This is a genomic window from Syntrophotalea acetylenivorans (assembly GCF_001887775.1).
GTDB lineage: Bacteria > Desulfobacterota > Desulfuromonadia > Desulfuromonadales > Syntrophotaleaceae > Syntrophotalea_A > Syntrophotalea_A acetylenivorans.
Genome location: NZ_CP015519.1, coordinates 201,966 through 226,834 on the forward strand (window position 1 = coordinate 201,966; position 24,869 = coordinate 226,834).

General features: G+C 52.0%; 16 protein-coding genes. 11 read left to right on the plus strand and 5 right to left on the minus strand.

What is annotated here, in order from left to right:
- The first annotated feature begins 453 nt into the window (after positions 1-453).
- The gene (locus A7E78_RS00935) at positions 454-1,059 is read left to right on the plus strand and encodes a hypothetical protein (RefSeq protein ID WP_072282509.1); all 606 of its coding nucleotides are present in this window, start codon (positions 454-456) and stop codon (positions 1,057-1,059) included.
- Between the two features lie 291 nt (positions 1,060-1,350).
- Here A7E78_RS00935 and A7E78_RS00940 read toward each other — a convergent pair whose 3' ends face one another.
- Entirely contained in the window at positions 1,351-2,088 is a 738-nt protein-coding gene (locus A7E78_RS00940; RefSeq protein WP_072282510.1) for a DUF4197 domain-containing protein, read from the minus strand.
- 497 nt (positions 2,089-2,585) lie between these two features.
- Between A7E78_RS00940 and A7E78_RS00945 the strand changes: the two genes are divergently transcribed.
- The 5 genes from A7E78_RS00945 (at position 2,586) to A7E78_RS00965 (ending at position 10,777) form a co-directional block, all read left to right on the plus strand.
- A complete protein-coding gene (locus tag A7E78_RS00945) occupies positions 2,586-3,551 on the plus strand; it encodes a polyprenyl synthetase family protein (RefSeq protein WP_072282511.1) in 966 nt (321 codons plus the stop codon).
- 349 nt (positions 3,552-3,900) lie between these two features.
- Positions 3,901-6,285, plus strand: coding sequence for an endopeptidase La (lon, locus tag A7E78_RS00950; protein WP_072282512.1), 2,385 nt, complete (start codon positions 3,901-3,903; stop codon positions 6,283-6,285).
- A 106-nt stretch (positions 6,286-6,391) separates the two neighbouring features.
- A complete protein-coding gene (locus tag A7E78_RS00955; RefSeq protein ID WP_201258016.1) occupies positions 6,392-7,882 on the plus strand; it encodes a M16 family metallopeptidase in 1,491 nt (496 codons plus the stop codon).
- 3 nt (positions 7,883-7,885) lie between these two features.
- Positions 7,886-9,301 (plus strand): M16 family metallopeptidase, encoded by a 1,416-nt coding sequence (locus A7E78_RS00960; RefSeq protein WP_072282513.1) that lies wholly within the window; start codon positions 7,886-7,888, stop codon positions 9,299-9,301.
- Between the two features lie 108 nt (positions 9,302-9,409).
- Positions 9,410-10,777: a YihY/virulence factor BrkB family protein gene (locus A7E78_RS00965; protein WP_072282514.1), complete on the plus strand. Its 1,368-nt coding sequence runs from the start codon at positions 9,410-9,412 to the stop codon at positions 10,775-10,777.
- A gap of 15 nt (positions 10,778-10,792) precedes the next feature.
- On the opposite strand, the gene A7E78_RS00970 is transcribed toward A7E78_RS00965, so the two are convergent.
- Entirely contained in the window at positions 10,793-11,500 is a 708-nt protein-coding gene (locus A7E78_RS00970) for a UDP-2,3-diacylglucosamine diphosphatase (protein ID WP_072284981.1), read from the minus strand.
- A gap of 106 nt (positions 11,501-11,606) precedes the next feature.
- Here A7E78_RS00970 and A7E78_RS00975 point away from each other — a divergent pair, with 106 nt between their 5' ends.
- From A7E78_RS00975 to glpK, 5 genes are all read left to right on the plus strand, one after another.
- Positions 11,607-12,419 carry a ZIP family metal transporter gene (locus A7E78_RS00975; RefSeq protein WP_072282515.1) on the plus strand — a complete coding sequence of 271 codons (813 nt, stop codon included), beginning with the start codon at positions 11,607-11,609 and terminating at the stop codon, positions 12,417-12,419.
- A gap of 612 nt (positions 12,420-13,031) precedes the next feature.
- Positions 13,032-15,794: an ABC transporter substrate binding protein gene (locus A7E78_RS00980; RefSeq protein WP_145924814.1), complete on the plus strand. Its 2,763-nt coding sequence runs from the start codon at positions 13,032-13,034 to the stop codon at positions 15,792-15,794.
- Positions 15,795-15,833: 39 nt separating this feature from the next.
- A complete protein-coding gene (locus A7E78_RS00985; RefSeq protein WP_083552501.1) occupies positions 15,834-16,205 on the plus strand; it encodes a DUF4405 domain-containing protein in 372 nt (123 codons plus the stop codon).
- A gap of 78 nt (positions 16,206-16,283) precedes the next feature.
- The gene (locus A7E78_RS00990) at positions 16,284-17,285 is read left to right on the plus strand and encodes a YhdH/YhfP family quinone oxidoreductase (protein WP_072282518.1); all 1,002 of its coding nucleotides are present in this window, start codon (positions 16,284-16,286) and stop codon (positions 17,283-17,285) included.
- 191 nt (positions 17,286-17,476) lie between these two features.
- Positions 17,477-18,988: a glycerol kinase GlpK gene (gene glpK, locus A7E78_RS00995; protein ID WP_072284982.1), complete on the plus strand. Its 1,512-nt coding sequence runs from the start codon at positions 17,477-17,479 to the stop codon at positions 18,986-18,988.
- 64 nt (positions 18,989-19,052) lie between these two features.
- Here the strand turns inward: glpK and A7E78_RS01000 are convergent, their stop codons facing one another.
- The 3 genes from A7E78_RS01000 to A7E78_RS01010 form a co-directional block, all read right to left on the minus strand.
- The gene (locus A7E78_RS01000; protein WP_072282519.1) at positions 19,053-20,165 is read right to left on the minus strand and encodes a response regulator; all 1,113 of its coding nucleotides are present in this window, start codon (positions 20,163-20,165) and stop codon (positions 19,053-19,055) included.
- A 99-nt stretch (positions 20,166-20,264) separates the two neighbouring features.
- A complete protein-coding gene (locus A7E78_RS01005) occupies positions 20,265-23,933 on the minus strand; it encodes a PAS domain S-box protein (RefSeq protein WP_072282520.1) in 3,669 nt (1,222 codons plus the stop codon).
- Positions 23,934-24,785, minus strand: a complete 852-nt coding sequence (locus A7E78_RS01010) for a PhnD/SsuA/transferrin family substrate-binding protein (RefSeq protein ID WP_072282521.1) — start codon at positions 24,783-24,785, stop codon at positions 23,934-23,936.
- Positions 24,786-24,869: the final 84 nt, after the last annotated feature.

The following is a 24,869-nucleotide window of genomic DNA, read 5'->3' on the forward strand; positions in this document are numbered from 1 at the left end:
TGCCGCCGCGGACGTAAACCTCAAGGTTTACAGTAAGCACATGCGGATGAGCGAACTTAAAGCAGGTCGCAGAAGCTCTTGATGCTGAGCTTGTCGCATTGAAACGCGGACCGAAACACTAACCTTGGGATGTTGGATATAATGACGGTAAAAACCGCCGCAAACATGGTGGTTTTCTTTTATTTATCTAGGTTTTGGATTATTGCCTGGTTGTAAAGGTGTGGACAGCTTTTAAGATAGTAGAGGGCGCGTCAAGAATTGTAGCGGCAATTCAAGCCAAAGTCCCGGGGCCCAAACAACGTCATTATCGCCCTGCCCACAGATGAAACTTCTCCTGCCCAGACTATCGGAACAATCTCTTGACTGACGATTAATCTTAGTCTAGATTTCCCGGTTCGATATGAGCCTAATCAGACCCTCATGCAACGTTAGTTTTTCACAGGATTACAATTGATGCTAAATGCCATTATTGTCGTGGGTATGTGTTTCTTTGCTAGCGAAGTGGTTTACCTGGAGGCTACCACCGCCTTCCAATACACCAGCAGCGAGAATACCCTCATAGAAAACTGTCAAAACCTTCTTCTTCTCCTGATGATTTCCCTTTCTGCATGGTCTGTCCGCCATCAAAAATCATTTCGCGTTTTTTTCGCTGTGCTCAGTATATTGGCCCTGGTCATGCTGATCCGTGAACAAAATAACTGGTTCAGGGATGAGTGGTTCCGGGGCGCTTGGCAGCTGGTAGTGGCAATGGTATTAATCCCTTCCGGTCTCTGGTTGTTCCGACATCGTCGACCATTCTGGGCCCAGCTGCAGGAGATTCGCCTCTACTCGGCGTCGATTATTGCCTCAGTTGGTTTCGTGATCCTGATGACCTTTGCCCGAATATTGGGCAAAAAGGAAATCTGGATCGGCATCATGGGTGAGTATTATATGCGCAGTGTCAAAATGATCGTGGAAGAGAGCCTTGAACTGCTCGGCTACAGCTTGATGTTCGCTGGCCTGCTCAGCCTGATCCTTGCCATCAATCGGACGCAACAGGTAGAAGCGGCAAGGGACTGATTGCCCAGAAAACTTGAGCCTCCTGCAAGGTCGCTTGTTGCCCTCCTCCCGTATCGTAAATCACAATTTACACAACACAAAAAGAGCCCAGCTTGAATATCAAGCTGGGCTCTTTTTGTAAATTCTTTCAGAAGTAAATCCTTGTTTGTTTAAGGATTTATTTGACAGAGATGCCAGTTGATGGCTGCAACGAGTAATGCCGATAAACAGATCATGGCGGTTAACTGCAGGGTGTAAACTTCGTGGTATGCCTTCCCCCCAATGATTCTACAGGTTGACCTGCGATATAGGTTACTTGGCAGCACCAAACACTTTTTTCAGCAGATGCGTGGTGCGGGCTCCCGGATTCTCTCGGATTTTACGTTCTTCTTCGCCGAGGATCAGGAACAGCCCGTCCAGAGCGCCATCGGTAACGTAACGATCCAGATCAAAGCTCAAACTCTCACCCAAAGGTAAGCTCTTGAGGGTTGTGTCGAGATCTTGAAAGTTTTTAGTGGCACCTACCGAGGCCAGGGAGTTGTGGACGATGGGGGAAAAGATCTCCGCCAGCCGGGGGCGGGTGCGGTCGGCAAAATAGTCTGTAGCGGCCGTGTCGCCACCGTCGAGGATTTGACGGGCGTCGTCCAGGGTCATGTCGCCGATCGCCTGCCAGAAAATTTCCTTGGCTTGCGGGGCGGCTTGTTCAGCGGCCCGGTTCATGCTCGTTTCAAAGGCGTCGATCTGGTCGCCGTACCCGGCAAAACGCAACAACTTTTCTGCTTTGGCCACGGGCCCTGGCAGGCCGATGTGAATATCCGGGTTTTTGAGGTAACCGTCGATTTGCCCGACTTGCGTCACGCTGTTGTCGGCGCCAATGCGTAGGGCCTCTTTGAGCCCGGCCACAATGTCTTTGTTTTCCAGGCTACCGCCGCTGATCAGGCCTTTGACCCCTTCGAACAGGTTTCCCCAGCCAGCCTCGGCTGTAGGGATTGCGGTCCAGAACAAAAATGCACCCATGCTCACCAAAACCAGCGAACTAAGTTTTTTCATTTTAAGTTGCCCCTTTCTTTAGACCTGTTTCAATCAAATCGTCTTTACCTGGGAATTATAACTTAAACGCTCAACCTTGTCTTTTCCTAATAGAAGACAGCGTTGCAAAAAGTCAGGCTTAAGGTTACGGTTTTTTCAGGACTCTCCATGCTATGTATGGCTTCACCCTTGAAAAAATACCCGGCTTTGCAGGACGAAATTTTTGCGTAACCATCCTGCACGTTTTTTGAAAACCATCAATAGAAGGGCAGTCGGTTTTTGTGGGGAGAAATGCTTTGACAAGGTTGCCAGGAATTCTTAGGATGAGCGGTATTTTAGCGATTATCGATTGTTGGAATAGCCCCTTCATCGGCTTTTTCAGAATCGATTATGGGAAAAATCTTTCCGATAGATTAATAAAGAATCGCCAGTGTTTTTATCCTGGTTTTGATTGTTCGTCCCCATAGTGTTTTACAGGCTGTCTTTTTACGGCCCGACTGAGGAGAAACAAACAGTTTATGGAAAAGGCCCTGCGGTTGCTCCGCGATGACCTTGCGGCTGTCGAGGAACACTTCACCAAAAGCATGCACTCTGAAACCGCCCTTATCAACCAGGTCGGTCAATACCTGTTGGCCAGTGGCGGCAAGCGGGTTCGGCCCATGCTGCTGCTTCTCTGTGCGCGGCTTAGTGGCTACCAGGGTGAGGACCATATCCCTTTGGCCAGTGTGGTGGAGTTTATTCATACCGCTACTTTGCTCCATGATGACGTAGTGGACAAAGCGACCCTGCGGCGGGGGAATCCTTCGGCTAATGTGGTATGGGGTAATCAGGCCTCGGTGTTGGCTGGCGACTATCTGTTTGCCAAGTCTTTTTCGATGATTGTCGAAAGCGGGAATCTGCCGGTTTTTAAGACTCTGTCCGAGGCGGTCACCTCGCTCGCCGAAGGAGAGATGCAGCAACTGGTCAACAGCTCTGATCTTGATTTGAAAGAACAAAGCTATCTGGAAATTGTAGGTAAAAAAACCGCTGCCTTGTTTGCCGCTTCCTGCCGTTGCGGCGCTTTGCTGGTCGACGACGGCCCGCAGGCAGAGACTTTGCACCAGTTTGGCACCGAACTCGGTCTGGCCTTTCAGCTCATTGACGATGCTCTTGATTATGTGGCCGTGGAAGCGGAATTTGGCAAAACGCCGGGCCACGATCTGGCCGAAGGCAAGGTGACCCTGCCGTTGATTCATGCTCTGCGTAAAGCTACCGATGTCGATCGACAACGCATTATTGCCGTGATCGGGCATACTGAACTGCCGGCAGCCGACCTCGCAGAGGTGTTGCTAATTATTGAACAGACCGGCGGTATCGCTTACTGCTGGCAACAGGCCGAAGAATTGTGCCGTCGCGCAAAGGAACGTCTGAACGCTTTTGCCGACGGAGCGGAGAAGGATGCTTTACTCGAACTTGCCGACTATATGGTTGCCCGTCGCTATTAACACGGGACTGGTCCTCCGCAGGATAATTTTACATTCCCTGGTTTAGGACCAAGAGCTCCACATTTGTCATAAAGGGACTCTCTCCCATTCATCGACTTGCCTATCCCTGTTTCCCGTTTTTTAAGCCTCTCCCATTTGTTGCGCCGATTATTTCTGGCTCCGGTTCTGTAGCAAAATCAATACTTTAGTCCTTTCTTTTGATCCGCCTTTCTTGACAGCCTTCGGGCGATTGCTATGCTTTTCGGGTAGGACCGTTTTGCTCTGGGACGAGCTGTTGGCTCGTTGCGAGTCCACCACCTACTCGGCAAGTGCCATTTTCATTCATAGCCCCACCTGATGGAGCGAGCGGATGTTCAATAAAACCCTGTCGATCCCACCGGAATTGCCCATCTATCCTCTGCGCAACCAGATTGTCTTTCCCCATATGACTTTTCCGCTGTTAGTACAAAGTCAGGGTATGGTTCCCATAGAAGAGGCGTTGCGCCGCGATCATCTGCTCGGGCTTGTGCCGATACGGCCTGAAGATACTGCGGAAGGCCTGCACGAATTCAATCGCATCGGCACCGTCTGTCGAATCACCCAGGTGTTCCGGTTTCCCGAAGGCGGTGCCAAGGTGATGCTTGAGGGGCTGGTTCGCATTCGCTTGCTGAGTGCCAGCCAGCGAACCCCCTTCGTCCTTGCTTCGGTCAAAGTACTCAACGATCCGGAGGGCAGGGGGCCTATTGCCGAGGCTTTGACTCAAAGTGTCAAGGCTCTGCTCAAGGTGGCACTGGCCTACGGCCGGCCCTTGCCGGGTGAGGTTCTGAAGATGATGAACCAGATCAATGAGCCTGGAGAACTGGCCGATCTGGTGGCGGTCTATCTTACCCTCGATTTTGCCGATCAGCAGCGGCTTCTCGATACACTGGATCCTTTGGAACGACTTAAAGGGATCTATCTGTTGTTGACCGCCGAGGTGCAAAAGCTGCAAGTGCAGGGCGAGGTGCAATCGGAGGTGGCTAAACGTATCGGCAAGAACCAGAAGGAATATCTGCTGCGGGAGCAGCTCAAACAGATCCAGAACGAACTTGGAGATGACGATCCCCACCGGGCGGAACTCAGCAAGTTGCGTCGGGCCCTGGAGGATGCCGAGCTGCCGGAAGAGGTGGTTGAGGTGGCCGACCGGGAACTGGAACGACTGGAGCGTATCAACCCCTCCTCTCCGGAATATAGCGTAGCGAGAACTTATCTGGAATGCCTGAGTAACCTGCCCTGGAATAGCGGTACGGACGATGTTTTGGATATCGCTGCTGCACAAAAGACTCTGGACAACGATCACTACAACCTCAAGGAGGTCAAGGAACGCATTCTGGAGTTTTTGGCCGTACACAGCCTGAAGAAAACCCTCAAAGGGCCAATTCTCTGCCTGGTTGGCCCACCCGGGGTCGGCAAGACCTCCCTCGGTCGTTCCATCGCCCGGGCCATGGGGCGCAAGTTTATTCGAATCTCTCTCGGTGGCATGAAGGACGAGGCGGAAATTCGCGGACATCGTCGTACCTATATAGGCGCCATGCCGGGCCGCATCATTCAGGAGATCAGTCGGGCCAAAGCCAATAACCCGGTCTTTATGCTCGATGAGGTAGATAAGATCGGCCAGGATTTTCGCGGTGACCCTTCCTCGGCCCTTCTGGAAGTGCTCGATCCGGAACAGAACGATTCCTTTACCGATCATTATCTCGATGTACCTTTCGATCTGTCGCAGGTTATGTTTATTACTACCGCCAACGTTATGGATCCGGTTCCGGCGCCTCTGCGAGATCGTATGGAGACCATTCGCCTGCCCGGCTACAGCGATGAAGAGAAGTTGCAAATCGTTCGTAAATATCTGTTGCCGAAACAACTCAATGAAAACGGGCTGCAAGACTATCCTCTGGAATTTGAGCAGGATGCCATCTTCAAGATTATTCGGGAATACACTCGGGAGGCCGGAGTGCGCGCTGTAGAACGCCAAGTCGCTTCCATTTGCCGCAAGGTGGCCAAGGAAATCACTCAAGGGGATGTGCCCCGTACTTTGATTAGCGCCACGGATGTCGACCCGCTGCTTGGACCGCGCCGGTTCTATGCCGATGCGGCCAGCGAGGAGGACCGGGTCGGTGTGGCTACCGGTTTGGCCTGGACCGAAACAGGCGGGGATATTATCTTTATTGAAGCTTCCCGCATGGTCGGTAAAAAGGAGTTGATTTTGACGGGAAGTCTCGGCGATGTCATGCGCGAATCGGCTAAGACGGCGCTCTCTTTTGTGCGTGCCAACCATGCCGAATTCGGTATCGAAGGAGACTTCTTTGAACAGAGCGATTTACATATTCATGTGCCGGCCGGTGCCATTCCCAAAGACGGTCCCTCGGCCGGCGTGGCGATTGCCACGGCCCTTATCTCCCTGCTGACTAATTGTCCCGCCCGTCGTAATGTGGCGATGACCGGCGAGTTGACTTTAACCGGCAGAGTGCTGCCTATCGGCGGCGTCAAGGAGAAGGTTCTGGCCGCTCATCGAGCCGGGGTGACGACTGTGTTGCTGCCAGCCAGTAATAGCGACCATTTGCAGGAAATCGATGAAAATATCCGTAACGAAGTGCGATTGGTCCTGGTCGACAGTATGGAAGATGTGGTGGCTGAAGCTTTGATCGCGAATCCTTTGGTCAAGGTACAAAGTCTGCTGTCCGACAGTCCCGTGTTCCCCCCCAACCCTCTGCACTGATAAGTTACGGCGATTAGCCCTTGCGGTAGGTTGACCCTTTCGGTATATACTGAAAGATATTGGTGGCTTCCTATCGGTTGCCGAATCGTGTCAGGGGAGTAATTACATGCTGATCAGATCGATAGGGCGGCTTTTGGCCGCCTTGCTGTTATTGAGCGCCGGGGTGCCGTCATTGCAGGCCGCTACCCTGGCGCAAAAGGTTCAGGAACACACTTTTGCCAACGGCCTCAAACTTTTGGTGGTTGAACGACCGGGAGCGCCGGTTTTCTCCGCCTATCTCACCGTCGGGGTCGGCGCAGTGCATGAAACAAGCAATGACCGCGGTGTTGCCCATCTGCTGGAGCACCTGCGTTTCAAGGGTACCGAAACCATCGGTATCCGGGACTACCGGCAAGAACAGCCCCTGTTGAAGGACATCGAGCTGACGGGCAGCGAGCTTGACCGCTTACGGAACGAGTCCAAACCGGACCCGCGGACCATCGCCGCACTGGAGCAGAAACTCGCCGGATTGCAGGAACGCCACACGCAACTGGTGATTAAGGATGAGTTTGCCCAGATCTATGCCCGTAACGGTGCCGTAGGTTACAATGCCTTTACCAGCAAGGATTTGACCTCCTATATCGTCTCCCTGCCGGCCAATAAGCTGGAACTGTGGGCCTCACTGGAGGCCGACCGAATGCGTAACAGCGTGCTTCGTGAATTTTATACCGAACGAGATGTGGTTATGGAAGAGCGGCGTCGATCCTACGACAGCGATGCCGATGGCCTGCTCTATGAATCATTGCTGGCTACAGCATTCACCGTTCATCCCTATCGAAATCCCATCATCGGTTGGCCCACCGATATCGCCAACCTTTCTCCAGCTGTGACCCGCTCCTTTATGGAACGTTACTATAGTCCGGTCAATACGGTTATCGCCTTGGTTGGAGCGGTCGATTTCGCTCAGGCCGTAGCCGTGGTCGAAAACTATTTTGGCTCCATCCCGCCCGGCACGCCGATTCCCAATATCACGACAGTAGAGCCGCCTCAGCGGGGGGAAAAACGGGTGACCGTCGAATTCGATGCTGAGCCCCGTTTGACCGTTGCCTTTCACAAGCCGACCTTGCCGGCACGGGATGATTACGTATTCGACGTTATTGATCATATTCTTTCCCAGGGACGCACCAGCCGTCTTTATCGCTCTTTGGTTGTAGAACAACAATTGGCCACTTCGGTGCGCAGTTTCGGCGCACCCGGCTATCGCTATCCAAACCTGTTTGTGATTAAGGCCATCCCCCGTCACCCGCATACCGTGACGGAGATCGAAACGGCTCTTTACGCCGAATTACAGCGCTTGGCCACTGAACCGGTGAGCGAGGAGCTTCTGGTACGGGTTCGTAATCGTCTGCGAGTCGATCATCTGCGCATTTTGCAGAGTAACGGCGGATTGGCTCGCATGCTGACCTTCCATCAGAGCATTAGCGGCGATTGGCGTTACTTGATCGACTACGAGGAACAGATCGCCTCTATCACCGCGGAGGATATTCAGCGTGTTGCCGCTACCTACCTGGTACCAGCCAACCGCACCGTGGCGGTCTTGCAGAAAAAAGGAATCTGAGCCATGTCGTTGCGAGTGTTTGGTCTTTTATTGATAGCGTTACTGTTGCCGGCCTGTGTAGGGCAACGGCCGCAGGTCCGTCCCGACCAGATTGTTAGTCCGCCATTGACCTTTGCCGTTCCGGAAGTTGAACAGAGGGTAATGGATAACGGCATGCGCCTCTATCTCAATCCCGACCATGAGCTGCCCCTGGTAGAGATTTCCCTGCTGATCGGCGCGGGCAGCATCGGTGAACCACAAGACAAAAGCGGCCTGGTTCAACTGTATGCGGCGGCTTTACGAAGCGGTGGCGCGGGTCGGTTGTCTCCCCAGGCCTTTGACGACAAGCTCGAGGAGTTGGCTGCCGATCTCTCTGTGAGCAACAGCAGTTACTCGGTTTCCAGTCACTTTTCCTTGCATCGTGATGAGTTGGAACACGGATTGGCTTTGCTGGCCGAATTATTGCGCCGCCCCCGTTTTGATAAGCAGCGAATGGAGCTGGCCCGGCGGCAGATGCTCGAAGCCATACGACGACAGAACGACGAACCCGGTGCCATAGCTCAGCGGCATCTGCGTCGAGCTCTCTACGGTGACCACCCTCTCGGCCGTACTCCGACTCTGGATACGGTTCAGGCCATTTCCGGCAAGGACCTACTTGATTTTCATCACCGTTATGTGTTGCCCAACAACCTTTGGTTGGCGGTATCCGGTGATTTCAATCCGGAGGAAATGGAGCAGTTGCTCGACAGGCTTTTCGGTGACTGGCCGTTGCAACCCTTCGAACCGCAGTACATACCCCCGTTGGTGGCTCCCATCGAACCGGCGGTACTGGTTTTATCCAAGAATGTTCCCCAAACCACAGTTTTGCTTGGCCAACGAGGTATTACCAAGGACCACCCCGATCTCTACGCTCTGCGGGTCATGAATTTTATTCTTGGCGGGGGAGGTTTTAATTCCCGGTTGATGCGCGAGGTACGTTCCAATCGGGGGCTGGCCTATTCGGTCTATTCCTTCTTTCAGGCCGGACGTCGCTTGCCCGGGTTGTTCGTTGCCGGTTGTGAGACCCGCACGGCAACCGTTGATGAGGTGGTCGGTTTGATGCGGGAGGAGATGCGCCGAATCAGCCAGGACCCTGTTACTGAAGAGGAGCTCGAGATAGCCCGGGAAAGTCTGATCAACTCCTTTGTTTTCGCTTTTGAAGAACCTCACGAGGTGGTCAGTCAGGCGATGCGTCTCGATTTTTACAACTATGACAGAGATTTTTTGCAACGTTACCGCGATCGTCTGGCGGCAGTGACAACCGAGGATGTATTGGCAGCAGCCCGTCAGCACCTTCAATGGGACGGACAGGCGATCGTTCTGGTTGGCGAGCAGTCTGAGTCGGCACAGGCTGGCGAACGCTTTGGGTTGCCGGTAGCCGGATTGCCGAATGAAGAGTGAAAATCGTTTGTTTTTAAGGGCTCACAGTTTATCTTTTTTGAAAAGTGGATGTTAAATATCGGTGTTGCCCGGCCTGTTGTGGTGCGGCGATTTGATTGAGGGGTGGGAATGAGCAGCATGAAGAGCATCCTTGAAAAAGTCAGAAAGTTTCTGATTTACGATCTTTGGCGTATCGATCCCCACGAGTTGACTCGTTGGCGGGTTTTCTGGTTGCGCCAGGCACAGATTTTCTGGTTGGTTGTGCGGGATTTTACGGCTGATAACTGCATGTTGCGGGCCTCGGCTCTGACCTATGCAACCCTGCTATCTATCGTGCCCCTGTTGGCATTGATGTTTTCTTTGCTGAAGGGCCTCGGCGTACAAAATGTTCTGGAACCCTTCCTGATCAATAATCTGGCCATCGGTTCCCAAGAAGTGGTCGGTGAAATTTTTCGCTATATCGAAAATACCCAGTTCGGGCGTCTCGGGGCTATCGGCCTGATTGTCCTGGTGCTTACCGTATTGGCCCTTTTGTCCAATATTGAAAAGAGTTTCAATCATATCTGGCGGGTCCATGAGACCCGCACCCTGATGCGGCGTTTTGCCGATTATTTTTCGGTTGTGCTGCTCAGCCCCCTATTGATACTGGCGGCGGTTTCCATCAGCACCAGCCTGCAAAGCCAGACCCTGGTGCTGAAACTATTGGAGACAGCCTACGTTGGCGAGGCCCTTCTGCTGTTGTTTAAACTGATCCCTTTTGTGGTCATGTGGGCGGCGTTTATCTTTCTTTACCTGTTTATGCCCAACACCCGGGTGCGGATTCAGGCCGCACTGGTCGGTGGTATCGTCGGTGGCACCCTGTGGCAGTTGCTGCAGTGGGGGTATGTCCATTTCCAGGTCGGGGTAGGTAAGTACAACGCCATTTACGGTACGATGGCCGCCCTGCCGATCTTCATAGTCTGGCTCTATCTTTCCTGGATGATCGTGTTGTTCGGCGTTGAGTTGACCTACGCGATCCAGAATATCGGCACGGTGCGTCAGAATCTCGGTGCGGAAAAGATCAATTTTCTTTGCCGGCAACAGTTAGCCCTGACCATATTGATACTTACCGGCGAAATCTTTTATCGTGGTGAACCGGCCTGGGGCCGTGAGCAAATCGGCGAAGATCTCAAGCTGCCTCCCCGTGTGCTGAGCGAGCTGCTCGACGATATGGTACGCCTCAATCTAATGGCCGTGTTGTGTGACGAGAGTGGGGAACACCTGCGTTATCAGCCGGGACGAGCTCTGGATGCTCTGACTGTGCAAGGGTTATTTAGGGAGTTACGTGAAGACGGCGCCACTTATCCTCAGAATTTCCGTCTGCCGACCCGGGAACTTGTCAATGATCTGGAAGTTAAAATGCAGCAGGCCGAAGAAGGGGTTTTAGGTGAGTTGACGGTGCAAGACCTGGTATTACAGCGGGTTGCCGAAAAAGAGAAACAGCAAGGCGAGGGATAATCTGACTCTGCCGGTTTAAGCGCGCTTCAGGGCAAAGGCACCGTTTTCGAAGACGGCGTAGGAGTCTTGTTCAATCCAATCGCCCAGACAGACCAGCAGTTTTTCGTCGAGTTTGCGATAGAGGGGAATATGAAAATGACCAATGAGCACGGCGTCGTAACCTTCGGCGAAGCGTTCTTGGGCAAAGTTCAGCAGTAGCTCTTCGGGCAGGTAACAGACTCTGCTTTTTTTACGGCGGCTACTCAGTCGACTCGCCCAGCGGGATACTCGCCAGGCCCAATCCGGTGGCGTCAGCGCTAAGAGCAGGCGGCTCAGGCGGCAACGCAAGACGTTGCGCAGCAGCCGGTAGCCCCGGTCAGCCGGATTGACCTGGTCACCGTGTGCGATAAAGATTCGCTTCCCATCCAACTCCAATGTTCCGCCGTCAGGCAGGATGCGACATTCAAGGATCTCACTGAAATAGGGGCCGAGATGAAAATCGTGATTGCCCTCAACGAAAATCAATTCGGTGCCACTTTCTCGTTGCAGACGCAGTTCTTCGAGCAGGGGGACGAAGGGAGCAAAGACGGTATGCCGGTAACCGACCCAGAACTCAAAAATGTCACCGAGCATGACAAGGTTTCTTATGGTACCCCGTTGCTGCCTTAAAAAGGTCAATAACCGCTGATAGTTGTCGTCTGCGGGGTCAAGTAAGTGGGCGTCTGCGAGAAAAATGTCCTTCATGGGGGCAAATATAGAAGTGGGCTGAAACAAAGTCAAGCAAGAGTCTGGTCGAGCCGTTATTATGTTGTAGCTGCCTCCTGGCAGCTTAATCAAGGAAGGATCTGCAATGTTGGCAACTTTGGCAGGGCTTCATCCGATCATGCAGGCATTCTTGGCAACTTGTTTTACCTGGGGGGTCACCTCCCTGGGCGCGAGCGCCGTATTTCTAGCTAAGGACCCGAGCCGCAAGCTTCTTGACGGTATGCTCGGTTTTGCGGCCGGTGTTATGATTGCGGCAAGCTATTGGTCACTTTTGGCTCCGGCCATTGCCATGTCCGAGGAAATGGGGTCTGTGGCGTGGTTGCCGCCGGCCATAGGGTTTTTGGCCGGAGGCGTCTTTCTTCGAGGCCTGGACAAGATTCTCCCTCATCTGCATCGTGGGCTTCCCCGCAGTGCGGCCGAAGGCCCTCCCACCGAATTGCCGCGTAGCACCCTGTTTGTTCTCGCCGTAGCCTTACATAACATACCCGAGGGGTTGGCTGTAGGTGTCGCTTTTGGTGCGGTGGCAGCGGGATTGCCATCCGCGACCATGGCGGCCGCCGTGGCTCTAGCGCTCGGAATCGGTTTGCAGAATTTCCCGGAAGGGGTGGCGGTTTCCATGCCTTTGCGCCGTGACGGGCTATCCGTGGGGAAAAGTTTCTGGTATGGACAGCTTTCCGGCTTTGTTGAGGTAATTTCCGGAGTCCTCGGTGCAGCCCTGGTTCTGGTGGCCCGGCCGATTCTTCCCTATGCCTTGGCTTTTGCCGCTGGGGCGATGATCTTTGTTGTTATCGAAGAGGCCATTCCTGAAACCCAACAGGGCGAGAACGGTGATTTTGCGACTCTCTGTGCCATGATCGGCTTTGTGGTCATGATGAGTCTCGACGTCGGGTTGGGTTAGTTAGAAATTATTATTTCTGTTCAGCCAGATGTCTTTGTTTGTGTTTTGTGATTTTTTGATTTAAATGAAGACGGCAACCGGTTCCGGCCTGACAGGTGACTACCTGTCGGGCATTTTTGTGTTCAGGCTATTTGTCCAAGCTGAATTGGTTGCTGGCTTGGCGCTCTGGCAGGAAATCAGCTGGTTTCTTTTCTCCCCGGTTAGTCATTAGAAGATGAAAATCTGGTTTTCTTTGTTATCTTTTTATGGAGTTTAAAACGAAAACATCTTTGTCCGGATGAAGGTTATCTGCTACAGCAGAGCTGCCGATTTATACTCTGCATGAACCATAAGGTTAATTCTCAGGGATGCTTAAAATTCAATTGCATAGCTGCTAGCGAAAATAAGTAAGAGAGGCGCTAATTGCTACAAAAGAAATCATATTTATTCGTTGCAAGTCTGGCGCTGATCTTTCTGGGTATATTGCCCCTCACTACGTGGGCAGTAGAAAAACCTGTTCAGCGAGTTCTGTTTATCAGTTCCTACCATCCCCAATTCCCTACCTTTTTTCAGCAGATAGAAGGTATCAAGTCAGTCTTAGAGCCACTGGATATTCTCCTCGATATTGAGTTTATGGATGCGAAACGTTTTGCCCATGAGCAAAACCTGGATAATTTTTACCATTCGTTAATCTATAAACTTGCCCATACCAAGCCTTATGATGCCGTTATTACTGGTGATGATGCTGCCTTGCAGTTTGCCATTAAGCATCAGCAAACCCTTTTTGCTTTGCAGCCCATTGTTTTTACTGGGGTCAACAACCAGGATCTGGCGCGGCAACAGAACGGCAATCCGTTCATAACCGGGGTAGTGGAAGCTGTATCTATTCAGGAAACCCTGGATTTGATGTGGCATTTACACCCTGAGATCAGCGAGATAATCGCTCTGGTCGATGGCACATCAAGCGGACAGGGGGACTTGCAGACCTATTCCCGTCTCGGGCCGCAAGCTGGTCCAGTGAAGCTTTCTCATCTGTCTTTGGAGGATCATTCTTTTCCCGAGCTTGCCAAAAAGCTTGAGAGCCTCGAAAAAGACAGTGCCGTTTTGCTTTTGTCGGCATATCGCGATAAAGACGAACGTACTCTTTTGTTTCAAGAGAGTCTGAGTCTGATAGGAAAACATCTGGATCGCCCCCTATACCATCTTTGGTATCACGGTATTGGCGATGGTATTTTCGGTGGCAAAGTAATATGTCATAAAGCTCAAGGCCGGACGGCAGCAAGTATGGTCGTGCAAATTCTCAATGGCCGCCCCGTTACTGAAGTGCCGGTACGGGAAACCAGCCCCAACCAGTATGTATTCGATTACAGGGAACTCTTACGCTATGGCATAGCGGTTGAAAAGCTCCCCAAAAACAGTATCTTACTACATCAACCTCAGAAATTTTATCAGCTTGATAAGAAGTATCTGTGGCTTTGGTTGGCTTTTGTTTGTGGCCTTGGTTTCGCTGTTACTTTTCTGCTGTTACATATCCACAGCCGAAAACGTTATCAAATAGCTGCTCAGGAAAGTGAAGCGCGTTACCGTGCCATCGTTGACGACCAGACGGATCTGATCTGTCGTAACGGACTTGAGGGCACCCTGACGTTTGTCAACGAAGCTTATAGTCGGTACTTCGGTCGAGACCGACAGGATCTTGTCGGCAGTAATCTATTGCAGATGGTGGCCACGGAGGATCGGAATGTCGTCGCGAAGCACTTTACCGATCTTGGACCAGGCAACCCTGTTGCTACTTATCAACATCAGGTTGTTGCAGCTGATGGCGAGATTCGCTGGATGCAATGGACCAATCGGGCGATCATGGATCGAAAGGGTCAGGTTGTGGAAATTCAGGGGGTCGGTCGGGATGTTACCGAACAGAAGCTGGCCGAGGTGACCTTGCGCGACAGAGAGCAGTTCCTAAGCAGTATTCTGGCTGCTACGCCTATCGGCATGGGAGTCACCAACAATCGGGTTTTTACCTGGACCAGTGACAATCTGGTGAAGATGCTTGGTTACAAATCATCCGAACTGGTCGGCAAGTCGTCCCGTTTGCTGTATGAAAGCGATTTGGAATATGAACGGGTTGGATACATCAAGTACCGGGCTATGGAAATACATGGTGCGAAGTCCCTTGAGACTCGCTGGGTCAAAAAGAACGGCCAGGTTGTGGATATCCTGTTGAGTTCTTCCTTTATCGACCCGCTTGATCCCGCCGTTGGCTCCACCTTTACCGCGATGGACATAACTGCTCGCAAGCATGCGGAAGCCAGGTTGCAAGAGGCGCTGACAGAAGCTCGCGAGGCCAGGGACCGGATCGAGGTGATTCTTCGTTCAGTGGCCGATGGCCTTGTTTTTACCAATCGGGAAAACCGGATTGTGTTGATGAGCGATTCTGCTGAAGCTATATTTGGAAAACCCCTTAGCGAAGTCTTATTCGAGCCGGTTACGACAACATTTGACAGCACTCTATTGACGGATCAAATATATCGGATCGGCAAGGGAGATTGTACTGAAGCGGTGGTGGAGATCGAACTACCAGGACAGGATGATGGACCAGTGCGGGCCATTCAGGCCAAATCGTCCGTGGTAATTGGCGCCGAGGGAAGGCAAGTTGGGGTTATCACCCTGTTACGGGACGTGAGCCAAGAGCGTGCACTAGATCGTATGAAAAGCGAATTTATCTCTACCGCTGCTCACGAACTGCGAACCCCTCTGACCGCCGTTATGGGTTTTTCTGAGGTTTTATTGAACCATGGACAATATAGCAAAGAAGAACAGATCGAGTTTTTGTCCATTATTCACCGCAAATCCGAAGTTTTGGGTAAGATCATTGATGACATGCTCGATCTTGCTCGACTCGATTCAGGGCAAGTGATCCGCATTGAAAAGACATTGACCGACACGGGGAAACTCATCCAGCGCTGTCTTGCAGACTATCGTTCAACTTTCCCCGAGTATCGTTTTGAAGGTGTGGAGATCGATGAACCTTTGCCCCTGCTGGCGGATGGCAGAAAAATCTGTCATGTTTTGGAAAACCTGCTCAATAACGCGGTCAACTTTTCAGCCAATGGGAGCCTGGTGCAGGTGACCTACGAAGTACTGCAAAACGAGGTTTGTGTTGCGGTTAGGGATGAGGGGATCGGGATGACCCAGGAACAGATCGAACGGGTGTTTGACAAATTCTATCGGGTTGATGCTTCCAATACGGCCAGGGAAGGGCTCGGACTTGGTTTGGCGATAGTCAAGGGTATTATCGAAGCACACGATGGACGGATCTGGATTGAAAGTGAAGTGGGGCGAGGAACGAGTGTAGCATTTACCCTACCGTTGCTTGGCTCAACTGATCAGGCATAAATCTTTGTCCCTAACCTGCCCTCACAGAGGCGTCAGCAGATGAATTCAGCTGGTATAACATATAAACCGATAAGGAGTTTTGTTAAGTATTTGGTTGATATCCATCTTTTTATCACCCTGTTCGCAATGTTTCTAAGCGGGTTATTGCTGCACTTTGTCATTCCTGTGGGAAGAGTTTCGTCGGGTGATAAATACTTTTTGGGCCTGCATCGTCATTCGTGGATCGACATGCATCTTTTCTTGGCACTGATATTTATGACGCTGGTAATTATCCATGTCGGGATAAACTCGAAGTTGGTCGTTCAATTGACAAAGCAGCATTTTCACAAAGCAGGAATAAGGATGTTTGGGGCCATAGCTATAAGTGTTCTGCTGTTGATGCTTGGCTGCTGGCTGGTTGTAGCCCCTTGAATGGCAACCTTCACCATTTAATTGTTTTTCTCTATGAACCTGATTATGGCTTCGTATCTATGAGGACAGGGAAATGCTATGGATGATCGCAAGTTTCAAGCGTTGGTTGTTGAGGAAGCTGCAGGCGGTGTATTCATCAGAACCGTAAAAGAGCGGTATGTTTCGGATCTGCCAGTCGGTGAGGTGTTGATTCGCGTCGAATATTCTTCTTTGAACTACAAGGATGCTCTTTCTGCCAGCGGCAACCGGGGTGTTACGAAAAATTATCCCCATACGCCGGGCATTGATGCTGCCGGAGTTGTTGTAGAAAGTGCTGTTGAAGAGGTGAGGCCCGGGGATTCCGTTATCGTAACAAGTTATGATTTGGGCATGAACACCCCCGGTGGATTCGGCCGGTACATTCGCGTCCCGGCAAGTTGGGTGGTGCCGTTGCCCAGTGGGTTGACCCTTAAGGAGAGTATGGTCCTTGGGACTGCAGGGTTTACGGCCGGTCTGTCTGTTTCAAAAGTGGATGAGGTGATTTCACCGGATGAAGGACCTGTTCTGGTGACCGGCGCAACCGGGGGAGTCGGCAGCGTAGCGGTTGCTATTCTGGCCAAGCTCGGCTATGAGGTTATCGCCGTTTCAGGTAAAGCCGATGCCGAGGCTTATCTTAAAGGCCTGGGTGCCAAAGAGGTGGTCGATCGCGAGCGGTTAACCGATCAAAAGGCTCGGCCTTTGTTGAAAGATTGCTGGGCCGGGGTCGTTGATACGGTGGGGGGCGATATGCTGACTGCGGCCATTAAATCGACGCACCCTCACGGAATAGTGACCTGTTGCGGAAATGTTGCTTCTGCCGAGCTTAGTTTGACGGTGTACCCCTTTATTTTACGGGGAATCACCCTGGCGGGCATCGATTCTCAAGGCTGTCCCATGGATTTGAGGCGAAGAGTGTGGACTAAGCTGGCTCATGCCTGGAAGTTGGAAAAACTGGAGAGCCTTGCCCAGGTGAGTGCCCTGGAAGATCTTTCCGGCCACATAGAAGCCATGTTGCAGGGGCGGATTAAGGGACGAATCCTGGTCGATTTGACTGCTCTCTAATAGTGGTTTATTGCACCGAAACAGGGGGCGAAGAGGATGCGTCTTATTAATCTGTCCAAGTTGATTCAGTTCCATCCGATGGGCGGGTTTTTCCCGGCAGGGTAGGTCGTGAGGGCGGTATATGGTCTGACGGGGGTCTGTTTGCTATGACAATTGGTTCGAAGGGCAGCGATGGCCTGATTGGGGACTCAATGGATAACGGTTACGTATTGGCTATCGATCAGGGAACTACCGGGTCGACGGTGTTGGTTTTTAATCAGGCCGGGGCGGTATGTGGCCGTGCCAGTGCCGAAATTACCCAGTATTACCCACAGCCCGGTTGGGTGGAACACGACCCTCAAGAGCTCTGGTCGGTTACCCTTGATGTGGTGGGGGAGGCTCTTGAGCAGGCAAATGCCAGACCCGGGGAGGTACGGGCGATCGGTATTACCAATCAACGGGAAACTTCACTGTTATGGGATCGCCGTAGCAGTTTGCCGGTAGCCAGGGCGGTGGTATGGCAGGACCGCCGTACCGCCCGTCTTTGCGACGAGCTTAAGCAGGAAGGCCTGGAGCCCCTTTGGCAGGAAAAAACCGGCTTGCTCATCGACCCCTATTTTTCTGCCACCAAGGTCTATTGGCTGCTTGATCAGGTCTCCGATCTGCGTTCGCGCGCCGCCGCTGGCGAGATTGCCTTCGGGACCATCGACAGTTGGCTGGTCTGGAAACTGACCGGCGGCCAATGTCACGTCACCGATTATTCCAATGCTTCCCGCACTCTATTGTTCAATATCCATGAGCTCGATTGGGATGAAGATATTTTGGCACGGTTGGATATTCCCCGGGCCGTGCTGCCGGCTGTCAAACCGTCGTCCCATGTCTATGGTGAAACGGACCCGCAAGCCTTTTTTGGCCATCGAGTACCCATTGCCGGCATCGCCGGCGATCAGCAAGCGGCTCTGTTCGGGCAGACCTGTTATCGTCCGGGGATGGCCAAGACCACCTATGGTACCGGGTCCTTTTTGTTGATGAACACTGGCCGCAGCCCGGTGGCCAGTCGTCAACGATTATTGACCACCATTGCCTGGGGCATTGACGACGAACCGGTTGAGTATGCTCTGGAGGGTTCGATATTCATTACGGGAGCGGCCCTGCAGTGGTTGCGGGACGGTTTAGGCCTCATAGCCAACGCCGCTGAAAGCGAGGAACTGGCGCTTTCTCTGCAGAGCAATGATGATGTTTATTTCGTCCCGGCCCTGACCGGTTTGGGATCGCCCCACTGGGATGCCTATGCCAGGGGCATGATTATCGGTCTCACCCGCGGATGCACAAAGGCTCATCTGGCTCGGGCAGCCTTGGAGAGCATTGCCTATCAGACCCGTGACGTGGTCGATGCGATGAGTCGAGAATCGGGTATCGACCTGCGTGAACTCCGTGCCGATGGCGGCGCGGTGGCTAATCATTTTCTCATGCAGTTTCAGGCTGATATCCTCGGCGTTCCGGTGGAAGTTCCTTCCATTACCGAAACGACTGCACAGGGGGCTGCTTACCTGGCCGGCCTGGCGGTCGGATTCTGGTCGAGTCGCGAAGAGTTGGCGGCACGTTGGCAGTTGGCCCAGCGCTATGAGCCGCAAATGGAAAAAAAACAGAGAGACTTTTTACATGGTCGCTGGGAGCGGGCTGTGAATCGTTGTCGGGGGTGGGCAGAGGAGCTCAAGAATTAAAATGATGGGCAGCCGCGATTTTTAAGCCTGCCTTTTTGGTGGGTATGCAGTGCCGGTTTTTCTGTCAGCTCTGAAGGTAATCTGTGAACGCAGGGATGACGCCTTCGCTACTGGTGGCTTGAATTTGATCAAACTCGGCATCTACGGAGCAAAAGGCTTGAACCACCTGCGGGTCGAAGTTGCTGCCGCTGCCATCCAGAATGATCTGTTTTGCCTTCTGATGGGAGAAGGGTTCCTTATAGGGCCGTTTGGATCTGAGTGCTTCGTAGACATCGACCAGAGCCATAATTCTGGCACTGAGAGGGATTTCTTCTCCTGTGAGACCGCAGGGGTAGCCTTTGCCGTCCCATCGTTCATGATGATACTTGGCAATGTCAATGCCCATTCGTACAAAATCGTTGTGCGGATATTTTGCGTAAACGAATTCCAGAGTAGCCGCGCCAAGACTGGTGTGAGTTCTCATGACGTCAAATTCTTCTACAGTTAACTTCCCCGGTTTCAGCATGATTTCGTCGTTGATGCCGACCTTGCCTACGTCATGTAGCGGGCTGGCCTGGTAGATGGTCTCGATAAAGTCATCTGTGATCAGGTGCGCGTACTTTGAATCAGAAGCAAGTTTCTGTGCCAGGACCCTGCACAGGTCTTGTACCCTTTCAAGGTGCAGGCCGGTGTCGTCGTCACGCATGTGGGACAGCTTGGCCAAGGCAAAGATCATCGCTCGCTGTGAACGGTTGATTTCTTCCAGCTGTTCGGCAACCTGTTGTTCCAGACAGAAATTGGCTGACTCCAGTTGTTTCTGCGAGCGCCGCAGCTCCAAGTGGGTGGTGACGCGGGCATGGACTTCTTCGACCTGAAAGGGTTTGGTGATATAGTCGACCCCGCCCGCCTGAAAAGCCCTGGTTTTGTCGAGAGTATCACCCAGCGCACTGATGAAAATAATCGGAATGTCCCGCAAGGCCTGGTCGGCTTTCAACTGAGCACAAACTTCGTAACCGTCCATCCCGGGCATGGTGATGTCGAGCAGGATCAGGTCGGGTTGTCTCTGACGGGCTGCTCTCAGGGCCAGGGTCCCGTGTGGAAAGGCACTTACTCGATAGTTCGCCTTGTTCAGCAGGTTGCTTAGCAGGTGCAGGTTCTCCGGTGTATCGTCAACGATCATAATATGGGGAGAGTTCATACGCTTCCTCGATAAACCATTCTCTGAAAATTGTTTTGTGTCTGCCAAAGTGACAGTTGGGCTTACCTTAAGCCGATTGCAAAATCGCCTGATCGGACTTTAAGTTCGACAGCCTTCTAGAAAATCAAGCAGCTTTTCGTATTCATATCGATCAGCGAGAGTCGACAAATAGTCTCGCAGGGCATCGTTACTGGTTTCCAGTTCCTCCAACAATTCTGAAAAGCGGATCATGTCTCCATGTTCCACTGCTTGTTTTAATGCGGCAATAAGGTGTTCTGGTAAATCCCGTACAGCCTCTGACGTTGGAGGGTGATCGCCCGATGGAAGTCTGTTTTTCATTTTGGGCCTGTAGAGATACTCAATATTGCAAAGAGTCTTTATCTTTGTATAGAGCTCGGTGGTTTTAAAGGGTTTAGTGATAAAGTCATTCGCACCGGCCGCAATCGTTTGCCTGGGGAGATCATCATTGATAAGGCCGCCTGCGGTGACAATCATGACTTTCGTCTCGGAATGGTTCGGTAGGGATCGCAAACGGCGGGTGGTTTGATAGCCGTCCATGCCTGTCATTTGCACATCCATTAATACCAGGTCAATTTGCGAGGTTAAGACATGCTCAATGGCCTCTTCGCCGCAGGCGACAGCTTCTACCGAAAAGCCGATTTCACTCAGAGTTTGACAGAGCATGTTGCGGCTGTTGGTGTCGTCGTCGACAACCAGGGCCCGTATCGGCAGATATTGGGGCGCAATCGTTGAGATGTGGCAGAGATTGTTGCTGGGAGCCAACTGCAATTCATCGCCGGCACACTCTTGGGCGGTGAATGTAAACCTGAATCTGCTGCCGGAACCTGCGGAGCTTTCTTCCAGGCGGAGTTCGCCGCCAAGCTGCTCGGCGTAAGCACGGCTGATGGACAATCCGAGACCGGACCCCATACCGGAGGTTTTGCCGCTGCTGGTCTGTTCAAAGGCCTCGAATAATTTGTCCTGTTCGCTTGGATCGATGCCGCGGCCGCTATCACTGATGTCAATGGTTATAACCCAATTAGTTTGATCTGTTGTCGAGCCCTTGGCCTGCAAGGAAATGTGGCCCTGTTCGGTAAATTTGACCGCATTGGAGAGAAGGTTAATCAAAACCTGGCGAATTTTGGCTCGATCAGCCTTTAGATACTGGGGCAACTCCTGTTCAAGGGTCATTTCGAACTGCAAAGATTTTTGCTGACAGGAAAGTTTGAACATGGAGGCCAGGTCAGCCATCATTTGGCGAAAGTCCAAAGGGGCAGGATGAATGGCGACATGACCGGCTTCAATGCGGGAAATCTCCAGAATGTCGTTGATTAACTCAAGCAGATGGTCGCCGCTGCGGTTGATGGTTTGAATCTGTTCTCTCTGCGCTGGCTGGAGATCGGGGTCTTTTTGCAAAAGCTGGGAATAACCTAGTATGGCATTGAGCGGAGTACGGATCTCGTGGCTCATACTGGCGAGGAAAGTGCTTTTGGCCATGTTTGCAGCATCTGCCGCTTCGGCAAGGTGTTCGGCTTTGGCGGTGGCCTCTTTCCACTGGCGATTCGCGATGCGCAAGGACTCTTCCGCTTCCAGACGATCACGAATATCCACGAGGCATTCGATAAGTTTTTCTTTCCCTTTAATCGTAACTTTTCTCACGGTCTTCAGGATCGGGATTTGAACACCGTCGTGCTGGATGAGCAGTTTCTCCGAGCTATCAACGGTCTGATTTTGATCGAGGATCGGGCAGCTGTCTTCCTGCGCCGGGCAAAGGAAATTATGGCACCGGTTACCGATAATTTGCTCTTCGGCAGAACCGATCAACTGGGCTGCGGCGGGATTGACGCTTTCGATGATGCGACTGGCGGCGTCGATAATGACCAGCGGTATGGGCAAGCGCTCCATTAAGGTGCGTTGGATTTTTTCATTTTCGCGCAGGGTTTCTTCCATGCGCTTACGGTCGCTGATGTCTACTTTTGTAGCGATGTAATGGGTGATGCAGTTAAAGCTGTCGCGAATGGGAGATATGGCGTCGAGTTCCCAGTAGAGTTCGCCGTTCTTTCTGCGGTTCAGCATCTCGCCTTTCCAGGTCTGACCAGCACTTATTATTCGCCATAAATCTTTATAAAAGCCGTGTGGCATATAGCCGGATTTAAGCAGTCTCGAACTCTGGCCGATGACTTCGTTCTCTCTGTAGCCGGTCATCTGCAGAAATTGTGGATTTGCGTATTCGATGATCCCTTCGAGGTCGGTGATGATAATTGCCGTTGGACTCTGTTCCACCGCCGTTGACAGTTTACGGGCGGTTTCTTCGCTCTGTTTGAGACGTTCTTCGGTGACTTTCCGTGCTGTGATGTCATGAAAGGCTGTCACCGTACCATGAAATTGGTCCTCGACCCAAATAGGCCGACTGGCCAATTCCACAGTTAAGATGGAACCGGATCGATGGCGAAAACTTTCTTCGCTTTGATAATGTTGACCTTGGCTGACAGTTAAGAAAAATGGACAATCATCCTTGGAGATAAAAGCATTGTCGCTGTGACAATGAAACAGATCGTGAGCTATTTTGCCAATCAGTTCCTGTTCGCTAAAACCGAGAATTTTACAGGCCGCCGGATTAATACGTTCGATTACACCTTCCTCATCGGTAACGTAAACCCCTTCGGCCAAGGCATTGTTCATCGCCTGCAGGTTGTGTTTCTCGGTACTGAGTGCGTCGGTCCAGCGCCGTATTCGCAGTATCAAAAAGGTAATTACCGCCAACACAAGCAACATTGTCGTCAGGTAAACGACGAATTCGTAGAAAAAGGCCGCGGAGGCGGGGTCCTGTGCATAAGAGACAAGATAGCCGGCTACCTGGCCTCTTATGTCCTGGATGGGGAGCATGGAGACGATATGTTTGGAGCCGTCAACGGTGGCATGGGTGGTCAGAGGCTGTCCTTGACTAAGTGCAGTCTGCACCCGTTTATTCTTGCGTAACCGATGGTTGATGGCCGATGCTCCGGCAGAGAGCTGCGGCGGACTTTCCGGAAGAATGGCGTTGGCATCCTCCAGAAGATAATCGGGATGGATAACCGCCGGGCTGTAGAGCCATTGTTGTTCTGGGAAAATATGGGGTTTGGTCAGGGTACGGCTGAGCAGGAAGGCATATTCGCGGTTGGGATCAAGCTGAGCAAGTGCATCCCGGATACCTTTGGCCGTGACACTGACGGCGATACTGCCAAGGTGTCGGTTCTGGTAAATCAAGGGATAGACATAGCGAAAGCCGGAACGTACTTTGCCTGTTTCAAATCCATGAACAGGACGTTTTTCAGAATTAGCCAGCCGGATGGATTCCTGAAATTCAAGGAGGGGATCACCATAACGGTCTGGTTTATGAAAACGTAAAAAACTAGTACCGTCAGGCAAATAAAATTGTAATTGCAGCGGGATATCAGCTTTGATGGCTTGATATGCAGGAAAAATCCGGCGGTACAGACGACCCCGCGCCAGGTCCTGTTTTGATCCCTGGCTGGTTGAGCCTGTCTCAAGGAGTTGAAGGATGTCGTTATTGTTAATGGCGTTGGCGTAGAAATTCTCGATTGCCAGTTGGTACATCTGAAGGCTAGCCCGGTAGGCGGTATCGAGGGTGGTTTGGTGTTCGGAGAAATGGCCAAGCTTCTTCTGCTCCATGGTTCTAAATAGAAACAGGCCGAGGCCGAGAGACAATGACAGCATGGCAGCAATCAAGCCGTAGCCTGTTGCCAGTCGTTTGAGCCGGCTCCCCATTTAGAAATTGCCTTTTTCAGGAATGGTTACCTTGCCGAGCAGTTCACGAATAACCTCGTAATTAGCGTTGTCGGCAGGGACTGCTCCGTGGCGGATATTGTCACCCCATTTGGCGAGTATTTCGCGGTGCCTACCCTGCGGGTCCATGGCAATGAGTACATGACGAATCTGGTTAAGCAGTTCTGGCTTGAGGGTCGCTTCGTTACCCACCAGGGCAAAGGAGGGAAGAGGCGCCGTTTCATCAATAATGGTCAGCCCGAGATGAGTATACTTTTTGCCGATGGCCGTTTTCAGGCCTCCGATATCGTACATACCTTGCACAACAGCAAGGGCAACCGCATCATGCTTGCCAAGGTATCGGTACAGGTTGGTTTCCAGGCTGCTGCCGTATTTGCGCAAAAGGCCGTTGGCCGACAGGTACCCGCAGGTGGACAAGGGCTGGGTCAAGGCCACCTTTTTGTCTGACAGGCTTTCAAGGGGGAATACTGAATCGCTAAATGCGATCAGGGAACAGGTATAGGTAGTCTGCCCGGAGGCTTCTCGGAAGTGAACCAGGGGGTCGGCTTGAGCATGACTGGCACGCAGTTCGACGTAGGGCAGGGGACCCAGATAGGCCAAGTCGATATCACCGTTGCGAAACTTGTCAAGAATGTCGGCGTAACTATCGGCATAAACATAGTCGATGGAAATGCCGAGACGTTGCTGCAGATAGTCAGTCATGGGCCGGAACTGCTTTACTACGGTTTCCCGGTCTTCCATGGGCAGGGGGGCAAAACGCACTAACTCAAGGGCGAAGCCCGTTTGTGTAATGCACCCAATGATCAATATCACTAGCCAGATTGCACGATGCATTGATATTGCCTCCTGACCATCTAATAAGTGACAAAAAAGCCCGTTTTCGCAAACTGACGAAAAGGGGCTTTCTGAGAAAGTAAA

Coding starts and splice junctions, on each gene's coding strand:
- A7E78_RS00990 (WP_072282518.1), top strand. CDS start 16,284: ATGGATGATCGCAAGTTTCAAGCGTTGGTTGTTGAGGAAGCTGCAGGC.
- A7E78_RS00985 (WP_083552501.1), top strand. CDS start 15,834: ATGAATTCAGCTGGTATAACATATAAACCGATAAGGAGTTTTGTTAAG.
- A7E78_RS00955 (WP_201258016.1), top strand. CDS start 6,392: ATGCTGATCAGATCGATAGGGCGGCTTTTGGCCGCCTTGCTGTTATTG.
- A7E78_RS01000 (WP_072282519.1), bottom strand. CDS start 20,165: ATGAACTCTCCCCATATTATGATCGTTGACGATACACCGGAGAACCTG.
- glpK (WP_072284982.1), top strand. CDS start 17,477: ATGGATAACGGTTACGTATTGGCTATCGATCAGGGAACTACCGGGTCG.
- A7E78_RS00980 (WP_145924814.1), top strand. CDS start 13,032: ATGGATGCGAAACGTTTTGCCCATGAGCAAAACCTGGATAATTTTTAC.
- A7E78_RS01005 (WP_072282520.1), bottom strand. CDS start 23,933: ATGGGGAGCCGGCTCAAACGACTGGCAACAGGCTACGGCTTGATTGCT.
- A7E78_RS00975 (WP_072282515.1), top strand. CDS start 11,607: ATGTTGGCAACTTTGGCAGGGCTTCATCCGATCATGCAGGCATTCTTG.
- A7E78_RS00940 (WP_072282510.1), bottom strand. CDS start 2,088: ATGAAAAAACTTAGTTCGCTGGTTTTGGTGAGCATGGGTGCATTTTTG.
- A7E78_RS00945 (WP_072282511.1), top strand. CDS start 2,586: ATGGAAAAGGCCCTGCGGTTGCTCCGCGATGACCTTGCGGCTGTCGAG.
- A7E78_RS00965 (WP_072282514.1), top strand. CDS start 9,410: ATGAGCAGCATGAAGAGCATCCTTGAAAAAGTCAGAAAGTTTCTGATT.
- A7E78_RS00935 (WP_072282509.1), top strand. CDS start 454: ATGCTAAATGCCATTATTGTCGTGGGTATGTGTTTCTTTGCTAGCGAA.
- lon (WP_072282512.1), top strand. CDS start 3,901: ATGTTCAATAAAACCCTGTCGATCCCACCGGAATTGCCCATCTATCCT.
- A7E78_RS00960 (WP_072282513.1), top strand. CDS start 7,886: ATGTCGTTGCGAGTGTTTGGTCTTTTATTGATAGCGTTACTGTTGCCG.
- A7E78_RS00970 (WP_072284981.1), bottom strand. CDS start 11,500: ATGAAGGACATTTTTCTCGCAGACGCCCACTTACTTGACCCCGCAGAC.
- A7E78_RS01010 (WP_072282521.1), bottom strand. CDS start 24,785: ATGCATCGTGCAATCTGGCTAGTGATATTGATCATTGGGTGCATTACA.